General features: G+C 44.5%; 25 protein-coding genes. All 25 read right to left on the bottom strand.

Annotated features, from left to right (window positions below):
- Nucleotide 1: 1 nt before the first annotated feature.
- Nucleotides 2–187 carry a 50S ribosomal protein L30 gene (gene rpmD, locus OA91_RS21965; protein WP_046019614.1) on the bottom strand — a complete coding sequence of 62 codons (186 nt, stop codon included), beginning with the start codon at nucleotides 185–187 and terminating at the stop codon, nucleotides 2–4.
- Nucleotides 188–193: 6 nt separating this feature from the next.
- Nucleotides 194–694 carry a 30S ribosomal protein S5 gene (gene rpsE / locus OA91_RS21960; protein WP_046019615.1) on the bottom strand — a complete coding sequence of 167 codons (501 nt, stop codon included), beginning with the start codon at nucleotides 692–694 and terminating at the stop codon, nucleotides 194–196.
- Between the two features lie 10 nt (nucleotides 695–704).
- On the bottom strand, nucleotides 705–1,055 hold the full coding sequence (gene rplR, locus OA91_RS21955; protein WP_046019616.1) for a 50S ribosomal protein L18: 351 nt from the start codon (nucleotides 1,053–1,055) through the stop codon (nucleotides 705–707).
- 9 nt (nucleotides 1,056–1,064) lie between these two features.
- Nucleotides 1,065–1,598 (bottom strand): 50S ribosomal protein L6, encoded by a 534-nt coding sequence (gene rplF, locus OA91_RS21950; RefSeq protein WP_046019617.1) that lies wholly within the window; start codon nucleotides 1,596–1,598, stop codon nucleotides 1,065–1,067.
- 8 nt (nucleotides 1,599–1,606) lie between these two features.
- Nucleotides 1,607–1,999, bottom strand: a complete 393-nt coding sequence (gene rpsH / locus OA91_RS21945) for a 30S ribosomal protein S8 (RefSeq protein ID WP_036180589.1) — start codon at nucleotides 1,997–1,999, stop codon at nucleotides 1,607–1,609.
- 132 nt (nucleotides 2,000–2,131) lie between these two features.
- Nucleotides 2,132–2,437: a 30S ribosomal protein S14 gene (rpsN, locus tag OA91_RS21940; RefSeq protein WP_009834612.1), complete on the bottom strand. Its 306-nt coding sequence runs from the start codon at nucleotides 2,435–2,437 to the stop codon at nucleotides 2,132–2,134.
- Nucleotides 2,438–2,449: 12 nt separating this feature from the next.
- A complete protein-coding gene (rplE, locus tag OA91_RS21935; protein WP_009834613.1) occupies nucleotides 2,450–2,989 on the bottom strand; it encodes a 50S ribosomal protein L5 in 540 nt (179 codons plus the stop codon).
- Between the two features lie 17 nt (nucleotides 2,990–3,006).
- Nucleotides 3,007–3,324, bottom strand: a complete 318-nt coding sequence (gene rplX / locus OA91_RS21930) for a 50S ribosomal protein L24 (protein WP_009834614.1) — start codon at nucleotides 3,322–3,324, stop codon at nucleotides 3,007–3,009.
- Between the two features lie 16 nt (nucleotides 3,325–3,340).
- Nucleotides 3,341–3,709, bottom strand: a complete 369-nt coding sequence (gene rplN / locus OA91_RS21925) for a 50S ribosomal protein L14 (protein ID WP_046019618.1) — start codon at nucleotides 3,707–3,709, stop codon at nucleotides 3,341–3,343.
- Nucleotides 3,710–3,756: 47 nt separating this feature from the next.
- Nucleotides 3,757–4,023, bottom strand: a complete 267-nt coding sequence (rpsQ, locus tag OA91_RS21920; RefSeq protein ID WP_009834616.1) for a 30S ribosomal protein S17 — start codon at nucleotides 4,021–4,023, stop codon at nucleotides 3,757–3,759.
- Nucleotides 4,023–4,214, bottom strand: a complete 192-nt coding sequence (gene rpmC, locus OA91_RS21915) for a 50S ribosomal protein L29 (protein WP_009834617.1) — start codon at nucleotides 4,212–4,214, stop codon at nucleotides 4,023–4,025. Before rpmC ends, rpsQ begins: the two co-directional genes overlap by 1 nt.
- Nucleotides 4,215–4,628, bottom strand: a complete 414-nt coding sequence (gene rplP, locus OA91_RS21910) for a 50S ribosomal protein L16 (protein WP_009834618.1) — start codon at nucleotides 4,626–4,628, stop codon at nucleotides 4,215–4,217. It abuts the gene before it with no gap.
- 10 nt (nucleotides 4,629–4,638) lie between these two features.
- Nucleotides 4,639–5,319, bottom strand: coding sequence for a 30S ribosomal protein S3 (gene rpsC / locus OA91_RS21905; RefSeq protein WP_009834619.1), 681 nt, complete (start codon nucleotides 5,317–5,319; stop codon nucleotides 4,639–4,641).
- A gap of 14 nt (nucleotides 5,320–5,333) precedes the next feature.
- On the bottom strand, nucleotides 5,334–5,666 hold the full coding sequence (gene rplV, locus OA91_RS21900; RefSeq protein ID WP_009834620.1) for a 50S ribosomal protein L22: 333 nt from the start codon (nucleotides 5,664–5,666) through the stop codon (nucleotides 5,334–5,336).
- Nucleotides 5,667–5,681: 15 nt separating this feature from the next.
- A complete protein-coding gene (gene rpsS / locus OA91_RS21895; RefSeq protein ID WP_009834621.1) occupies nucleotides 5,682–5,957 on the bottom strand; it encodes a 30S ribosomal protein S19 in 276 nt (91 codons plus the stop codon).
- A 15-nt stretch (nucleotides 5,958–5,972) separates the two neighbouring features.
- A complete protein-coding gene (gene rplB, locus OA91_RS21890; RefSeq protein WP_046019619.1) occupies nucleotides 5,973–6,797 on the bottom strand; it encodes a 50S ribosomal protein L2 in 825 nt (274 codons plus the stop codon).
- Nucleotides 6,798–6,811: 14 nt separating this feature from the next.
- Nucleotides 6,812–7,105, bottom strand: coding sequence for a 50S ribosomal protein L23 (rplW, locus tag OA91_RS21885; protein WP_009834623.1), 294 nt, complete (start codon nucleotides 7,103–7,105; stop codon nucleotides 6,812–6,814).
- Complete coding sequence (gene rplD, locus OA91_RS21880) at nucleotides 7,102–7,707, bottom strand: 50S ribosomal protein L4 (RefSeq protein ID WP_009834624.1); 606 nt, start codon at nucleotides 7,705–7,707, stop codon at nucleotides 7,102–7,104. Before rplD ends, rplW begins: the two co-directional genes overlap by 4 nt.
- 12 nt (nucleotides 7,708–7,719) lie before the next feature.
- Complete coding sequence (gene rplC / locus OA91_RS21875; RefSeq protein WP_046019620.1) at nucleotides 7,720–8,358, bottom strand: 50S ribosomal protein L3; 639 nt, start codon at nucleotides 8,356–8,358, stop codon at nucleotides 7,720–7,722.
- Between the two features lie 125 nt (nucleotides 8,359–8,483).
- A complete protein-coding gene (rpsJ, locus tag OA91_RS21870; RefSeq protein ID WP_009834626.1) occupies nucleotides 8,484–8,795 on the bottom strand; it encodes a 30S ribosomal protein S10 in 312 nt (103 codons plus the stop codon).
- A gap of 216 nt (nucleotides 8,796–9,011) precedes the next feature.
- Entirely contained in the window at nucleotides 9,012–10,235 is a 1,224-nt protein-coding gene (gene tuf / locus OA91_RS21865) for an elongation factor Tu (RefSeq protein ID WP_063339852.1), read from the bottom strand.
- Between the two features lie 35 nt (nucleotides 10,236–10,270).
- Nucleotides 10,271–12,364 (bottom strand): elongation factor G, encoded by a 2,094-nt coding sequence (gene fusA / locus OA91_RS21860; RefSeq protein ID WP_063339851.1) that lies wholly within the window; start codon nucleotides 12,362–12,364, stop codon nucleotides 10,271–10,273.
- An 18-nt stretch (nucleotides 12,365–12,382) separates the two neighbouring features.
- A complete protein-coding gene (gene rpsG, locus OA91_RS21855; RefSeq protein ID WP_046019623.1) occupies nucleotides 12,383–12,856 on the bottom strand; it encodes a 30S ribosomal protein S7 in 474 nt (157 codons plus the stop codon).
- Between the two features lie 99 nt (nucleotides 12,857–12,955).
- A complete protein-coding gene (gene rpsL / locus OA91_RS21850) occupies nucleotides 12,956–13,327 on the bottom strand; it encodes a 30S ribosomal protein S12 (RefSeq protein ID WP_009834607.1) in 372 nt (123 codons plus the stop codon).
- 138 nt (nucleotides 13,328–13,465) lie between these two features.
- Nucleotides 13,466–17,668, bottom strand: a complete 4,203-nt coding sequence (gene rpoC, locus OA91_RS21845; RefSeq protein ID WP_046019624.1) for a DNA-directed RNA polymerase subunit beta' — start codon at nucleotides 17,666–17,668, stop codon at nucleotides 13,466–13,468.
- Nucleotides 17,669–17,722 lie beyond the last annotated feature (54 nt).

The raw sequence follows: 17,722 nt of genomic DNA, 5'->3' as shown, positions 1-17,722 counted from the left end.
TTTATTCTCCTACCACTTTAACCATGTAATAAACTTTATTGATCATGCCACGTACAGCTGGAGTATCTTCCAACTCGCGACGTTGACCAACTTTACGTAAACCCAAGCCATTAACGCTTGCACGATGTTTCGGAAGACGACCGATCGGGCTACGGGTTAGTTCTACTGTGATGGTATTTTTAGCCATTTCACATTACCCCAAAATTTGATCGACTGACTTGCCGCGTTTCGCTGCAATCTGTTCAGGAGAGTTCATGTCTTGCAAACCTTTAATGGTTGCACGTACAACGTTTACTGGGTTTGTAGAGCCGTAGCACTTAGCCAATACGTTGTGTACACCAGCGATTTCAAGAACCGCACGCATCGCACCACCGGCAATTACACCAGTACCTTGAGATGCAGGTTGCATGTAAACTTTAGATGCGCCGTGAACAGCTTTAACAGGATACTGAAGAGTATCGCCGTTCAACTGAACAGTAACCATGTTACGACGAGCTTGCTCCATCGCTTTCTGGATAGCTTGAGGCACTTCACGCGCTTTACCGCGACCAAAGCCTACTTTACCATTTCCGTCACCAACCACTGTTAACGCTGTGAAAGAGAAGATACGACCACCCTTTACAACTTTAGCTACACGGTTGACTTGTACTAGCTTCTCTTGGAGGTCGCTAGTTTGTTGATCATTAACTGCCATTTGCTACCCCTTAGAACTCTAGACCGGCTTCACGGGCTGCGTCAGCTAAAGCTTGTACGCGACCATGGTATTTGAAACCAGAGCGATCAAAAGCGACCGCAGTGACACCTGCTTCTTTTGCACGTTCAGCAATCAAAGCGCCGACTTTAGCAGCCGCATCTTTGTTACCAGTTGCAGAAGAACGAAGGCTTTCGTCCAAGGTAGATGCGCTAGCTAGCACTTGGCTACCAGAAGCCGAAATAACTTGAGCATACATGTGACGCGGTGTGCGGTGAACAGAAAGACGATTCGCACCCAACTCACGAATATGCAGACGTGCGCGTTGTGCGCGACGAATTCGAGATTGTTTTTTAGTGTTCATGATGTCTACCTATTTTTTCTTAGCTTCTTTACGACGAACATGCTCATCAGCGTAACGAACACCCTTACCTTTATAAGGCTCAGGAGGACGGAAACCGCGGATTTCTGCAGCCACTTGGCCAACAGCTTGCTTGTCGACGCCTGAGATTACAACTTCAGTCTGGCCGTTAACAACAGCGCTGATACCTTCCGGTAGGTCGTATTCTACAGGGTGAGAGAAACCAAGAGTTAAGTTAAGTACTGTACCTTTAACGGCAGCACGGTAACCAACACCTTGAAGCAATAATTTCTTCTCGAAACCTTGGCTAACACCAACAACCATGTTGTTGACCAAAGAACGAGTAGTACCTGCTAAAGCACGGCTCTGTTTTGCACCATCACGAGGAGCAAAAGTAATAACCTTATCTTCAACAGTTAGTTCAACGCTTTGATGCGCATTCAACTCTAAAGAACCTTTACCACCTTTAACTACAAGGTTTTGTCCTTTAAGAGTTACATCTACACCAGCAGGAAGCGTCACGGGACTTTTAGCAACACGAGACATACTAACTCCTAGAATACTGTGCAGATTACTTCGCCACCGATGCCTGCAGCACGTGCAGCACGATCGGTCATCACACCTTTAGAGGTAGAGATGATAGCAACGCCAAGACCAGCTTCTACTTTAGGTAGATCAACTGATGACTTGTATTGACGAAGACTTGGGCGAGAAGCGCGTTTAATTTCTTCGATTACCGGTTTACCTTCGAAATACTTAAGTTCGATAGTAAGAGTCGGTTTTGTTTCTTCAGTTACAGCGAAATCGGTTACATAACCTTCTTCACGTAGAACAGAAGCAACAGATACCTTCATTTTTGATGAAGGCATGCTCACAGATGTCTTAGACGCCATCTGCGCATTACGAATACGTGTAAACATATCCGCAAGTGTATCTTGCATACTCATTGAAGAGCTCCTAATTAAAAACCATTGTGCAGCAAATAGAGCTCGCGCATAGTACACAGCAGCAGACAGAATGTCCAGAACTAATCCAGACACCCCACCCACTGCCGTGTATTATGATCGTGATCTACTTGCTTACCAACTAGCTTTCTTCAAGCCTGGTACGTCACCGCGCATAGCTGCTTCACGTAGTTTGATTCTTGACAAACCAAATTTACGATAAACACCATGTGGACGACCCGTTACTTGGCAACGGTTACGCTGGCGTGAAGAAGATGAATCACGTGGAAGAGCTTGCAACTTAAGAGTTGCTTCCCACTTTTCATCATCCGATGCATTCACATCGCTAATTATTGCTTTTAGAGCTGCACGCTTTTCAGCGAACTTAGCTACTAATTTAGTGCGTTTTGCTTCGCGTTGAATCATTGAGATCTTTGCCATGATTCCTACCTCTTATTTCTTGAAAGGGAAACTAAAGGCTGCTAACAAAGCACGACCTTCCGCATCGGTACGAGCAGTCGTTGTGATGGTAATATCCATACCACGTACACGGTCTACTTTATCGTAATCGATTTCTGGGAAGATAATCTGCTCTTTAACACCCATGCTGTAGTTACCACGACCATCGAAAGACTTAGGATTAAGTCCACGGAAGTCACGGATACGTGGAATTGCTACATCAACCAAACGGTCGAAGAAATCCCACATACGCTCACCACGTAGCGTAACTTTACAACCGATCGGGTAACCGTCACGGATTTTAAAGCCTGCTACTGATTTACGAGCCTTAGTCACTACAACTTTCTGGCCACTAAGTGCTTCAAGGTCATTTACCGCATTTTCAAGAAGTTTCTTGTCTGCGATAGCTTCACCAACACCCATATTCAATGTAATTTTTGTGATTTTAGGCACTTCCATTACATTCTTGTAGCTAAACTCTTCAGTTAGAGCTGCTACAACTTGATCTTTATAAACTTGCTTAAGTCTCGCCATGGCTATAATTCTCGCTCTTAGGCGTCGATCGCTTCACTGTTAGATTTAAAGATACGTACCTTAGTACCATCTTCATTCACTTTAAAGCCGACGCGATCCGCTTTACCAGTAGCACCATTAAAGATAGCTACGTTAGAAACCTGGATAGGTGCTTCTTTCTCGACGATACCGCCAGTAGACCCTTTCATAGGGTTTGGCTTCTCGTGTTTCTTCATCATATTGATGCCAGAAACAAGAACTCGGTTTTCGTCTACAATTTTAACAACTTTACCGCGTTTGCCTTTATCTTTACCGGCAATCACAATAACTTCGTCGTTACTTTTGATCTTACGCATTTACGTCCCCTCCCTCTTACAGCACTTCAGGTGCAAGAGAAATAATTTTCATAAATTGCTCTGAACGCAATTCACGGGTAACAGGGCCAAAGATACGTGTGCCGATCGGTTGACCTGCTGCATTCAATAGAACCGCTGAGTTTACATCAAAACGGATTACTGAACCATCAGGACGACGAACACCTTTCTTAGTTCTAACTACTACTGCGTTAAGAACTTGCCCTTTTTTAACACGACCACGAGGGATCGCTTCTTTAACAGTGACCTTAATAATGTCACCGATACCAGCGTAACGACGATGTGAGCCACCCAGTACTTTAATACACTGAACACGCTTTGCGCCGCTGTTATCTGCAACATCAAGCATCGATTCTGTTTGAATCATAACTGCTCTCCAATAAAATTAGATAACAAGTCTCACGATGGGGCAGCTTAGATAGCTGCCGCTTTGTTAACAACTTGAACCAGGTTCCAAGTTTTAGACTTGGAGTAAGGACGTGTTTCCACAACCTTTACTGTGTCGCCAATGCGACATTCGTTGTTCTCATCATGAGCGTGTAATTTAGTAGAACGACGAATAAACTTGCCGTATAGAGCGTGTTTTTCAGTACGTTCTACTAGTACTGTGATGGTTTTATCCATCTTGTCGCTTACTACTTTACCAGTAGCTGTGCGAGCTTGAGTTTCTGCATTTGCCATTAGTTACCTGCCTTATCATTTAGCACGGTTTTAACACGTGCGATATTGCGGCGAACTTGAGGAAGCAAATGAGTTTGCGTTAGCTGGCCAGTAGCCTTTTGCATACGCAACGTGAATTGCTCTTTTAGCAGTTCAATCAAGCTTTCCTGTAGCTCAGCTACAGACTTTTCTTGTAAATCTTTTGCTTTCATCTACATCACCGTACGCGTCACGAAAGTTGTGGCCAGAGGAAGCTTAGCGGCTGCTAGTGCGAAAGCTTCGCGAGCTAGCTGCTCTGAAACACCCTCAACTTCATAAAGCATTTTACCAGGTTGAATCTGTGCAACCCAGTATTCTACGTTACCCTTACCTTTACCCTGACGAACCTCTAGAGGTTTCTGAGTAATCGGCTTATCAGGGAAAACACGAATCCAGATTTTACCACCACGTTTGATGTGACGAGTCATTGCACGACGCGCCGCTTCAATTTGACGAGCCGTAATACGACCACGTGCTGTGGATTTCAAACCAAATTCACCAAAGCTAACTTGGTTACCGCGTAATGCAAGACCACGGTTACGGCCTTTCTGCATTTTACGGAACTTAGTACGTTTCGGCTGCAACATATGCTACCCCCTACTTAGACTTCTTCTTTTGTGCGCCTTTATTAGCTCGCACTTGCTCAATACCGCCCAAGATTTCGCCTTTGAAGATCCACGTCTTAACACCAATGATGCCGTAAGTTGTGTTTGCTTCATAAGTAGCGTAGTCAATGTCAGCGCGTAGAGTGTGTAATGGTACACGACCTTCGCGGTACCATTCTGCGCGTGCAATCTCTGCACCACCCAAACGACCACTTACCTGAACCTTGATACCTTTTGCGCCTGCGCGCATTGCGTTTTGTACAGCACGTTTCATAGCACGGCGGAACATTACGCGACGCTCTAGTTGACCAGCGATGTTCTGAGCAACAAGTTTAGCGTCTAATTCAGGCTTACGAATTTCTTCGATGTTGATGTGCACTGGCACACCCATCATGTCAGAAACTGCGTTACGTAGCTTCTCTACATCTTCACCTTTCTTACCAATCACAATGCCTGGACGGGCTGTGTGGATAGTGATGCGTGCAGATTGAGCAGGACGTTGAATCTCGATACGAGAAACAGAAGCCTGAACTAGTTTACCTTCTAAGTACTTACGTACTTGAAGATCGTTTAATAGCAACTTAGAGTAGTTTTGATTATTCGCATACCAAGTAGAAGTATGGTCTTTAACTATCCCTAGGCGTATTCCAGTTGGATGAACCTTCTGACCCATTGGGTTTCTCCTAATTAGTCAGCGACTTTAACTGTAATATGACAACCGCGCTTCAAGATGCGATCTGCACGGCCTTTAGCACGTGGCATGATGCGCTTATACGTTGTAGCTTCGTCAACGTATACAGTTGAAACACGTAGGTCATCTATATCAGCACCTTCGTTATGTTCAGCATTTGCAACAGCTGATTCTAGTACTTTTTTAACTAGTACTGCTGCTTTTTTAGGGCTGAACGCCAAGATGTCAAGCGCCTCGCTAACAGATTTGCCGCGGATTTGATCTGCAACCAAACGGGCCTTCTGCGCTGAGAGGCGAGCACCTTTTAATGAGGCTTTAACTTCACTCATATTTATTACCCCTTATTACCGTTTGGCTTTCTTGTCCACGACGTGACCGCGATATGTGCGGGTCGGAGCGAACTCACCCAATTTATGACCTACCATGTCTTCAGTTACTAGAACTGGGACGTGTTGGCGACCATTATGGACAGCGATAGTCAACCCTACAAATTCAGGGAAGACAGTAGAACGGCGAGACCAAGTTTTGATTGGACGTCGATCATTCTTTTCTACCGCAGCCTCTACCTTTTTCAACAAATGAAGGTCGATGAAAGGACCTTTTTTTAGTGAACGTGGCACAGTCGTTTCCTCTTATTACTTAGTACGACGACGTACAATAAGTTTATCGGTACGCTTATTACTGCGTGTCTTGTAACCTTTGGTTGGCATACCCCAAGGACTAACTGGGTGGCGACCACCTGAGCTACGACCTTCACCACCACCATGTGGGTGATCTACCGGGTTCATCGCCGCACCGCGAACGGTAGGACGAACACCACGCCAGCGACTAGCACCAGCTTTACCTAGCACGCGTAAGCTATGCTCGGAATTGGATACTTCACCAAGAGTTGCACGACATTCAGTCAATACTTTACGCATTTCGCCTGAACGTAGACGAAGAGTAACGTAACGACCTTCACGAGCAACAAGCTGAGCAGAAGCACCAGCAGAACGTGCTACTTGAGCACCTTTACCTGGCTTAAGCTCGATACAATGCACAACACTACCAACAGGAATATTTTGCAATGGCAAAGTGTTACCTGGCTTGATAGGTGCATCAGCACCGTTAGAAACAGTGGTTCCTGCTACCATGCCTTTAGAAGCAATGATATAACGACGTTCACCGTCAGCATATAAAACCAATGCTATGTTTGCAGAACGATTTGGATCATATTCCAAACGTTCAACTACCGCTGGAATACCATCTTTGTTACGACGGAAATCAACCATACGGTAATGCTGCTTATGACCACCACCTACGTGACGCGTAGTGATGCGACCATTGTTGTTACGACCACCAGATTTGCTCTTCTTAGAAAGAAGTGGTGCATATGGTGCGCCTTTGTGTAGATTTTCACCTACAACTTTAACAACGTGACGACGGCCTGCAGACGTTGGCTTACATTTTACAACAGCCATTGACCTATCTCCCCTTATTCAGCTAAGAAATCAATTTCTTGGCCTTCAGTCAAACGTACGTACGCTTTTTTAACGTCGTTACGCTTACCAAGACCACGAGCAGTACGCTTAGTCTTACCTTTTTGGTTCAAGGTACGAACAGTGTCTACTTTGACTTCAAATAGAGCTTCGATTGCTTGTTTAATTTCAGTTTTTGTCGCATCACCAACTACACGAAAAACATACTGACCATTGCCTTCAGCAACGATAGTAGCTTTTTCAGAGATGTGTGGTCCTAACAAAACCTTATAAATACGTTCGCCGATCATGCTAATGCCTCCTCAACTTGCTTAAGAGCACCAACAGTCACCAACACTTTGTCGTAAGCAATCAAGCTAACTGGATCGATAGACGCCGCATCGCGTACATCAACATTTGGAATGTTACGTGCTGCTAGGAAAAGATTCTCATCTAATTCAGCAGAAACGATTAAAGCATTCTCAATATTCAATTCAGCCATTTTAGCTTTGAAAAGCTTAGTTTTTGGAGCTTCCAAACTAAGTTCTTCAACTACAACAAGACGGTCTTGACGTACTAGCTCAGACCAGATGGTGCGCATTGCTGCACGATACATCTTCTTGTTCACTTTTTGTGAATGGTCTTGTGGACGAGCAGCGAAAGTTACGCCACCGCTACGCCAGATAGGACTACGAATAGTACCTGCACGAGCGCGACCAGAACCCTTTTGTTTCCATGGCTTGCGACCACCACCGGCAACATCAGAGCGAGTTTTTTGAGCACGTGTACCTTGACGAGCACCAGCCAAGTAAGCAGTAACCACTTGGTGAACTAGGGCTTCGTTGTATTCACGAGCAAAGGTAACTTCTGAAACTTCTAGAGTTCCTTCAGTTCCTGTTAGATTCAAGTTCATTGTCTACCCCTTCTAGCGAGCTTTAACAGCTGGTTGAAGAATAACATCACCATTAGTCGCGCCAGGAACTGCTCCTTTCACGATGATTAGGTTACGTTCTAAATCAACGCGAACCACTTCTAGTGATTGAGTAGTTACTTGAGCTGCGCCCATGTGACCCGCCATTTTTTTGCCTTTCCAAACACGACCAGGTGTTTGACATTGACCAATGGAACCAGGTGCACGGTGAGACAATGAGTTACCATGGGTTGCATCTTGCATACTGAAATTATGACGCTTGATTGCACCCTGGAAGCCTTTACCTTTTGATTGACCAATAACGTCAACAGTAGTAATAGACTCGAAATCAGCAACAGTTAGCTCATCACCAACATTGATTTCTTTTTCGTCACCAGAAAGACGGAACTCCCATAAACCACGACCTGCTTCAACTTTCGCTTTTGCAAAGTGACCTGCAGCTGCTTTATTGACGCGACTCGCACGGCGAGAACCAACAGTTACTTGAACAGCTGTATAGCCATCAGTATCTGCAGTTTTTACCTGAGTTACGCGGTTCGGTTCTACTTCGATGACGGTTACTGGCACGGATACACCATCTTCATTGAAGATACGTGTCATTCCGGCTTTGCGTCCGACTAATTGAATAGCCATTTTATACCTCGTTTGCCAGTTGTGTAAGGGGCTATCACCCGCTACGGCTGATCATTCCAGATCATTCCACTAATGTGCATAAGCCGATTGATACCAATCGGTTCTCGCACCCCAATCTTTAAGGATTAACCTAAAGAAATTTGTACTTCCACGCCTGCCGCAAGATCTAGCTTCATTAGAGCGTCAACAGTTTTTTCTGTTGGCTCAACGATGTCTAGAACACGTTTGTGTGTACGGATTTCATATTGATCACGCGCATCTTTGTTTACGTGAGGAGAAATCAGTACTGTATAACGTTCTTTGCGAGTAGGAAGTGGAATAGGTCCACGTACTTGCGCACCTGTACGTTTCGCTGTTTCCACAATCTCTTGTGTTGAAGCATCAATCAGACGATGATCAAATGCTTTCAAACGAATACGAATTTTTTGGCTTTGCATTTCCAACTCCAAATACAGTGTTTTTTTGACAACAAAATCTCAATAACTAAGCTGCCTTCCTCTTTTGAGGACGGCGAATCTTATCGATTTGCAAACTGGTTGTCAAGTAACCAATTTAACAAATCATTTTATGCTCATCTTGATTCCACATAAAAAAGGGCCACCCTTTCGGGCAGCCCTTTGAAACCATTAATATTTTACTATTTAACTAGTAAATTATTTGATGATTTTAGCAACAACACCAGCACCAACTGTACGACCACCTTCACGGATCGCGAAACGTAGACCTTCGTCCATCGCGATTGGGTGAATTAGGGAAACAGTCATTTGAACGTTGTCACCAGGCATTACCATTTCAACGCCTTCAGGTAGCTCACAAGCACCAGTTACGTCAGTTGTACGGAAGTAGAACTGTGGACGGTAACCTTTGAAGAATGGAGTATGACGACCACCTTCATCTTTGCTCAATACATATACTTCTGCTGTGAAGTCAGTGTGAGGATTGATAGAACCAGGCTTAGCCAATACTTGACCACGCTCAACATCTTCACGCTTAGTACCACGTAGAAGTGCACCAATGTTCTCACCAGCACGACCTTCGTCAAGAAGCTTACGGAACATTTCAACACCAGTACATGTAGTAGTTGTTGTTTCTTTAACACCAACGATTTCTACAGCATCACCAACGTTCACGATACCACGCTCAACACGACCAGTTACAACAGTACCACGACCCTGGATAGAGAATACGTCCTCGATAGGCATGATGAATGCACCGTCGATAGCACGCTCTGGCTCTGGGATGTAGTTATCTAGAGTTTCAACTAGCTTCTTAACAGCAGTTGTACCCATTTCGTTGTCATCTTCACCGTTCAATGCCATTAGAGCAGAACCAGGGATGATTGGAGTGTCGTCACCAGGGAATTCGTATTCAGAAAGAAGATCACGAAGTTCCATGTCAACCAACTCTAGCATTTCAGCGTATTCTTCAGAATCCGCACCGCCACAGTCTTCAGCTAGTAGGTCAGCTTTGTTTAGGAAAACAACGATGTAAGGTACACCTACTTGACGAGAAAGTAGGATGTGCTCACGTGTTTGAGGCATAGGGCCGTCAGTTGCACCACATACCAAGATAGCACCGTCCATTTGAGCAGCACCAGTGATCATGTTTTTAACATAATCGGCGTGTCCTGGGCAGTCTACGTGTGCGTAGTGACGAATTGTTGAATCATACTCAACGTGTGAAGTCGCGATTGTGATACCACGCTCACGCTCTTCAGGAGCGTTATCGATACCAGCGAAATCAACAGCTTCACCACCGAAAACTTCAGCACATACACGAGTAAGTGCTGCAGTTAGAGTTGTTTTACCGTGGTCAACGTGACCGATTGTGCCAACGTTTACGTGTGGCTTATTACGTTCAAACTTAGCTTTTGCCATGATACATACACCTTATAAGATCTGTAGGTAGATGATTAATATTCTTTATTGATGATCGCATCTGCCACACTTGACGGCGCTTCAGCGTACTTCTCAAATTCCATTGCATAACTTGCACGACCTTGCGACAAGCTACGTACATCGGTAGCATAACCGAACATCTCACCCAAGGGCACTTCTGCTCGAATTACTTTACCAGACGGAATGTCATCCATCCCTAACACCACACCACGACGACGATTCAGGTCACCCATCACATCCCCCATGCAGCTTTCAGGAGTAACAACCTCCACCTTCATAACAGGCTCTAAAAGACAAGCATCGGCCTCAACCGCGCCCTTCCTTAGTCCCTGAGATGCGGCTATGTGAAAAGACATATCACTTGAGTCAACATCGTGGAAAGAACCACCGACCAATACAACCTTCAGCCCCAAAATTGGGAAGCCGCCGATTACACCGTTCTTCATTTGCTCGGATACACCCTTCTCTACCGCTGGGATGAATTCCTTAGGGATTTCACCACCAACAATCTCGTTGACAAATTCCAACCCTTCTTCAACAGTCGGGATAAGTTTCATTACAACGTGACCGTATTGTCCTTTTCCGTTAAATTCACGGATGAACTTTTGGTCAATTTCAACTTCTTTACGAAGCTTTTCACGATACGAGACTTGAGGATTACCAATGTTCGCCTCAACCTTGAATTCACGCTTCATACGTTCAACAAGGATATCTAAATGCAGCTCACCCATACCAGATATAATGATTTGACCCGTCTCTTCATGCACTTCTACACGAAACGATGGATCTTCTTGCGCCAACTTAGCTAACGCAACATTCATTTTATCCTGATCAGCTTGTGATCTCGGCTCTACTGCAACTGAAATGACCGGCTCAGGAAAGTCCATACGCTCCAATACAATCGCCTTATCTGGGTCACACAAGGTGTCACCAGTTGTAATATGTTTAAGGCCAATTATTGCAGCGATATCACCCGCCCGAACTTCTTTAATCTCTTCTCGATTATTCGAGTGCATCTGAACCATACGACCAATACGTTCACGCTTTCCTTTAACGGAATTATAAACAGCATCGCCAGAATTCAATACACCAGAGTAAACGCGAACGAAGGTTAACGTACCTACGAATGGATCAGTAGCAATCTTAAAAGCAAGCGCAGCAAAAGGTGCTTTATCGTCTGCTTCTCGATCATCTAATGTTTCACCATCCTCTAGCGTACCCTCAATAGCCTTCACCTCTAATGGTGACGGCAGATATTCAACCACTGCATCAAGTACAGCCTGAACACCCTTATTCTTGAAAGCTGAGCCACAAGTTACCAAGACTATTTCATTAGCTAGCGTTCTAGCACGCAAGCCCATCTTGATATCTTCGACAGACAATTCACCTTCTTCAAGGTACTTATCCATCAACTCATCATTTGCTTCAGCCGCAGCCTCAACAAGCTTTTCACGCCACTCTTCTGCAGTATCAAGTAGACCAGCAGGAATCTCTTCGTATTCGAAGGTCATACCCTGATCATCTTCATTCCACATAATAGCTTTCATCAATATCAAATCGATAACGCCTTTAAAGTCGTCTTCAGATCCAATATTAATATTAATAGGCACAGCATTTGCTCCAAGACGCTCCTCAAGCTGCTCAACTACATTAAAGTAATTAGCACCAACTCGGTCCATCTTATTAACAAACACCAATCGCGGAACTTCGTATTTATTGGCTTGACGCCATACTGTTTCAGTTTGAGGCTGAACACCTGAAGATCCGCAAAGTACGACAACCGCACCATCCAACACTCGCAAAGAACGCTCAACTTCAATAGTGAAGTCCACGTGCCCAGGCGTATCAATTATATTGACTCTGTGTTGATCAAACTGCTTACTCATCCCACCCCAAAAACAGGTAGTGGCAGCAGATGTTATGGTAATACCGCGCTCTTGCTCTTGTTCCATCCAGTCCATGGTGGCAGCGCCATCATGAACCTCACCAATTTTGTGGGATAGACCAGTATAGAAAAGAACACGTTCAGTTGTCGTCGTTTTACCAGCGTCAACGTGTGCACAAATACCAATATTGCGATAGCGATTGATAGGTGTTGTACGTGCCACGATTTACTCTCCGAATTTTTAGAAACGGTAATGCGAGAACGCTTTGTTAGCTTCTGCCATGCGATGAACGTCTTCACGTTTCTTAACAGCAGAACCTTTATTTTCAGCAGCATCTAAAATTTCGCCAGCTAGACGAAGTGCCATTGATTTTTCCCCACGCTTACGTGAAGACTCAACCAACCAACGCATAGATAGAGCTGCACGACGTGCAGGACGTACCTCAACAGGTACTTGGTAGGTAGCACCACCAACACGGCGAGATTTAACCTCAACCATAGGCTGGATAGATTCTAGTGCTTTTTCGAAGATAGCCATTGGCTCTTCTGTTTTTGCGCGAGTTGCAACAGTTTCTAGTGCATTGTAAACAATACTCTCTGCTACAGACTTCTTGCCACTAACCATTACATGGTTAATAAATTTAGCAAGAAGTTGGCTTCCATGTTTAGGATCTGGAAGTACTTCACGCTTTGCGACGACGCGTCTTCTTGGCATGTCTATATCCTTCTTCAGGTTAGTCCGAGACAAAACATTGTGCTCGGCCTTACTGTATTAAAATTTTTGTCTAATCGTTCAACTAAGTTAGTAAAAAACTTACTTAGGACGCTTAGTACCGTACTTCGAACGGCCTTGCTTACGATTTTGTACGCCTGAAGTATCAAGACTACCGCGAACTGTGTGGTAACGAACACCTGGCAAATCTTTTACACGACCGCCACGGATCAAAACAACACTGTGCTCTTGTAGGTTGTGACCTTCACCACCAATGTAGGAAGTTACTTCAAAGCCGTTAGTCAAGCGAACACGACATACTTTACGCAAAGCCGAGTTAGGCTTTTTAGGTGTAGTAGTATATACGCGTGTGCAGACACCGCGGCGTTGCGGACAAGCTTGTAACGCAGGTACGTCACTTTTTGCCACTTTACGTTTACGTGGTTTACGAACCAACTGGTTAATGGTTGCCATTAAACAAGCTCCACTGAATCCAACATTAAAAGGCGGAAATCGCCAATATTTAGGATGCGCAAGTTTAGTTTGCGCTTATAAAACAGTCAATAGGGAGGCGACTAAAAAATCGCCTCCCTACCCAATTTGCATCGAATTTTAGTCTTTTAGTGCCGCACTTAGCGCTTCTTCTACATCAGAAGCACTAATTGTTGCTGAACCTTCTTTCTCTGCGCGCGCAAGCTCTTTCTTATTCTTGCGCTCACTGTGGTAAGCCAAACCTGTTCCGGCTGGAATCAGACGACCTACTACAACGTTCTCTTTCAAGCCACGCAAATGGTCTTTCTTACCTGTTACCGCACCTTCTGTTAACACGCGAGTTGTTTCCTGGAAGGATGCTGCAGAGATAAATGACTCAGTTGCCAAAGAGGCTTTAGTGATACCAAGCAAAACACGCTCGTATTTAGCAATGAATTTCTGTTCAGCTTCCGCTTCTTCATTTGCTTCAAGTACTTGCGTTAACTCAACCTGATCACCTTGAATCAAGTTAGTATCACCTGATTCAGAAATATCTACCTTGCGTAGCATTTGACGAACGATAACCTCAATGTGTTTATCGTTGATCACAACACCCTGTAGACGGTAAACCTCTTGAATCTCACTAGTTATGTATTCAGCCAATGCCGCCACACCCTTCAAGCGTAAGATATCATGTGGGTTTAATGGACCATCGGCAATAATTTCACCACGCTCCACTTCTTCACCATCAAAGATGTTGATTTGACGCCACTTAGGAATCAAGGTCTCAATTGGATCAGATCCATCTTGAGCATTGATTACCAAACGAATCTTACCTTTCGTCTCTTTACCAAAGCTAACCACACCAGAAGCCTCAGCCATAACAGCTGGATCTTTAGGGCGACGCGCTTCAAATAAGTCAGCAACACGAGGTAGACCACCGGTAATATCCTTGTTACCAATTGTTTCTTGAGGAATACGTGCAAGTACCTCACCAGACTGAATGCTGGCACCATGATCCAAGCTCAATAGTGCTTTTTCAGGCAACATGTACTGCACTGGAGAATCCGTACCTGGAACAAGTACTGGCTCACCGTTTTCATCAACTACAGCAATCATAGGACGTAAGTCCTTACCTGCAGCTGGACGATCTTTGATCTCAAGAATTTCAATTGTTGTCAAACCAGTCATTTCATCTGATTGACGACGAATTGTTTGACCTTCTTCCATACCACTGAACTCTAGACGACCTTGCATCTCAGAGACAATTGGGTGCGTATGCGGATCCCAGTTAGCAATAACTTGGCCTGCAGATACTTCTTCGCCGTCTTTAACAGTCAACAAAGCACCATATGGAAGCTTATAACGCTCTTTCTCACGACCCGCTTCATCAGCAATCGCCAATTCAGAAGAACGAGAAACAATTACTAGGTTACCATCAGGACGAGTGATCGACTTCATTTTATGGAAGCGAACAGTACCAGCACTCTTAACCTGCACACTATCAACAGCAGACGCACGAGACGCCGCACCACCGATGTGGAAGGTACGCATTGTTAGCTGAGTACCGGGCTCACCGATAGACTGAGCAGCAACAACACCGATTGCTTCACCAATGTTAACCAAATGACCACGACCTAGGTCACGACCATAACAAGTACTACATACACCGTGCTTAACATCACAAGTAATAACAGAACGTACAAGCATCTCATCCACACCAGCAGATTCAATTGTGCGCACGTGATGCTCATCAATCAAAGTACCGCCAGGTAAAACAACATTACCTTTACTATCCATTACATCTGTTGCTGCTACACGACCTAGTACACGCTGACCTAGTGGGATTACAACATCGCCACCTTCAATCATTGCACTAGCGATCAAGCCTCGCTCAGAACCACAATCAACATCTGTTACCACAAGGTCTTGCGCTACATCTACAAGACGACGAGTTAGGTAACCAGAGTTAGCTGTTTTCAAAGCGGTATCGGCCAAACCTTTACGTGCACCGTGAGTCGAGGTGAAGTACTGAAGTACTGATAGACCTTCACGGAAGTTAGCTGTGATAGGTGTCTCGATGATGGAACCATCCGGTTTCGCCATTAGACCACGCATACCACCTAGCTGACGCATCTGAGCAACACTACCACGAGCACCGGAGTCGGCCATCATATAAACTGAGTTAAATGATTGCTGCTCAACAGTTTCACCTGCTTTGTTAGTAGTCTGCTCTTTCGCCAAGTTTTTCATCATGGCATCAGTTACTTTCTCGTTGGTACGAGACCACAAGTCGATAACCTTGTTGTATTTCTCGCCTTGAGTTACAAGACCATCAGCGTACTGATATTCGATCTCTTTAACTTCAGACTCAGCCTGCTCAATGATTTCTGCTTTTTCAGGCGGGATAACAAAGTCATCTACACCAACAGAAGAACCTGATGCTGTTGCATACTGGAAGCCGGTATACATCAATTGGTCAGCAAAGATACAGCTCTCTTTCAAGCCAACTTTACGGTAACACTCATTGATCAGGTTAGAGATCGCCTTCTTCTTCATTGTTTGGTTAACAACAGAGAATGGTAGGCCATCAGGCACAATATCAAACAATAAAGCACGACCAACAGTCGTATCAGCAATAAAGGTAGAAGACACCTTTTCACCTTCGATTGTTGTATCTACTTGATTGATGCGAACTTTAACTTTGGCATGCAAAGCAACTTGCTTAGCACCATATGCACGATGAACCTCTTTAATGTCAGAGAACATCATACCTTCACCTTGCGCGTTAATTTTATCACGCGTCATATAGTAAAGACCTAGTACAACGTCCTGAGAAGGAACGATGATAGGCTCACCATTGGCTGGAGAAAGAATGTTGTTAGTCGACATCATAAGCGCACGCGCTTCCAACTGAGCTTCAATAGTCAGTGGTACGTGTACCGCCATTTGGTCACCATCAAAGTCAGCGTTATATGCCGCACACACAAGTGGGTGCAACTGAATCGCTTTACCTTCGATTAGCATAGGCTCAAATGCCTGGATACCTAAACGGTGAAGAGTAGGCGCACGGTTAAGCATAACCGGGTGCTCACGAATCACTTCATCTAGGATATCCCAAACTTCTGGTGTTTCACGCTCAACCATTTTCTTCGCCGCTTTAATGGTAGTAGCCATACCGCGAAGCTCTAATTTAGAGAAAATAAATGGTTTGAATAATTCAAGCGCCATCTTCTTAGGAAGACCACACTGATGTAAGCGTAAAGATGGACCTACTGTGATTACAGAACGACCAGAATAATCTACACGTTTACCCAACAAGTTCTGACGGAAACGACCTTGCTTACCTTTGATCATATCAGCAAGAGATTTCAGAGGACGCTTGTTAGAACCAGTAATCGCACGACCACGACGACCATTATCCAATAGCGCATCAACAGATTCTTGCAACATACGTTTTTCGTTACGTACGATGATATCTGGCGCAGCCAATTCCAATAGACGTTTTAGACGGTTATTACGGTTGATAACGCGACGATACAAGTCATTCAAATCAGACGTCGCAAAACGACCACCTTCAAGTGGTACTAGAGGACGTAGATCCGGCGGAAGTACTGGAAGCACTTCAAGCACCATCCACTCTGGATTATTACCAGAATGATAGAAAGCTTCTACCAACTTAAGACGCTTAGATAGCTTCTTGATACGTGTTTCAGAGTTAGTAGCATTCAACTCTTCACGCATTGTCTGTATTTCAACAGGCATATCAAGGTCGCGTAATAGCATTTGGATCGCTTCAGCACCCATACGGGCATCAAATTCATCACCAAATTCTTCTAGCGCTTCAAAGTATTGCTCATCATTAAGCAACTGGCCTTTATCAAGCGTTGTCATACCTGGATCAATCACGATGAAAGATTCAAAGTACAATACGCGCTCAATGTCACGTAGCGTCATATCTAGGATAAGACCAATACGAGAAGGCAAAGATTTTAGGAACCAGATGTGAGCAACAGGTGAAGCTAGCTCAATGTGTCCCATGCGCTCACGACGCACTTTAGACAAAGCAACTTCAACACCACATTTTTCACAAATAACACCACGGTGTTTCAAACGCTTATATTTGCCACACAAGCACTCATAGTCCTTGATAGGACCAAAGATTTTTGCACAGAACAAACCATCGCGTTCAGGTTTAAAGGTACGATAGTTGATGGTTTCTGGTTTTTTAACTTCACCAAAAGACCATGAACGAATCATATCTGGCGACGCTAGACCGATACGGATTGTATCGAACTCGTCTGATTGTCCTTGTGATTTTAGAAGACCTAATAAGTCTTTCATAGAAAATCGCCCCGTACGTAAGGCTGGGAGAATCACTCTCCCAGCAGGTCAAAT

The organism is Marinomonas sp. SBI8L, from assembly GCF_001624705.1.
GTDB lineage: Bacteria > Pseudomonadota > Gammaproteobacteria > Pseudomonadales > Marinomonadaceae > Marinomonas.
This window is presented reverse-complemented; position numbering and strand designations above follow the sequence as displayed.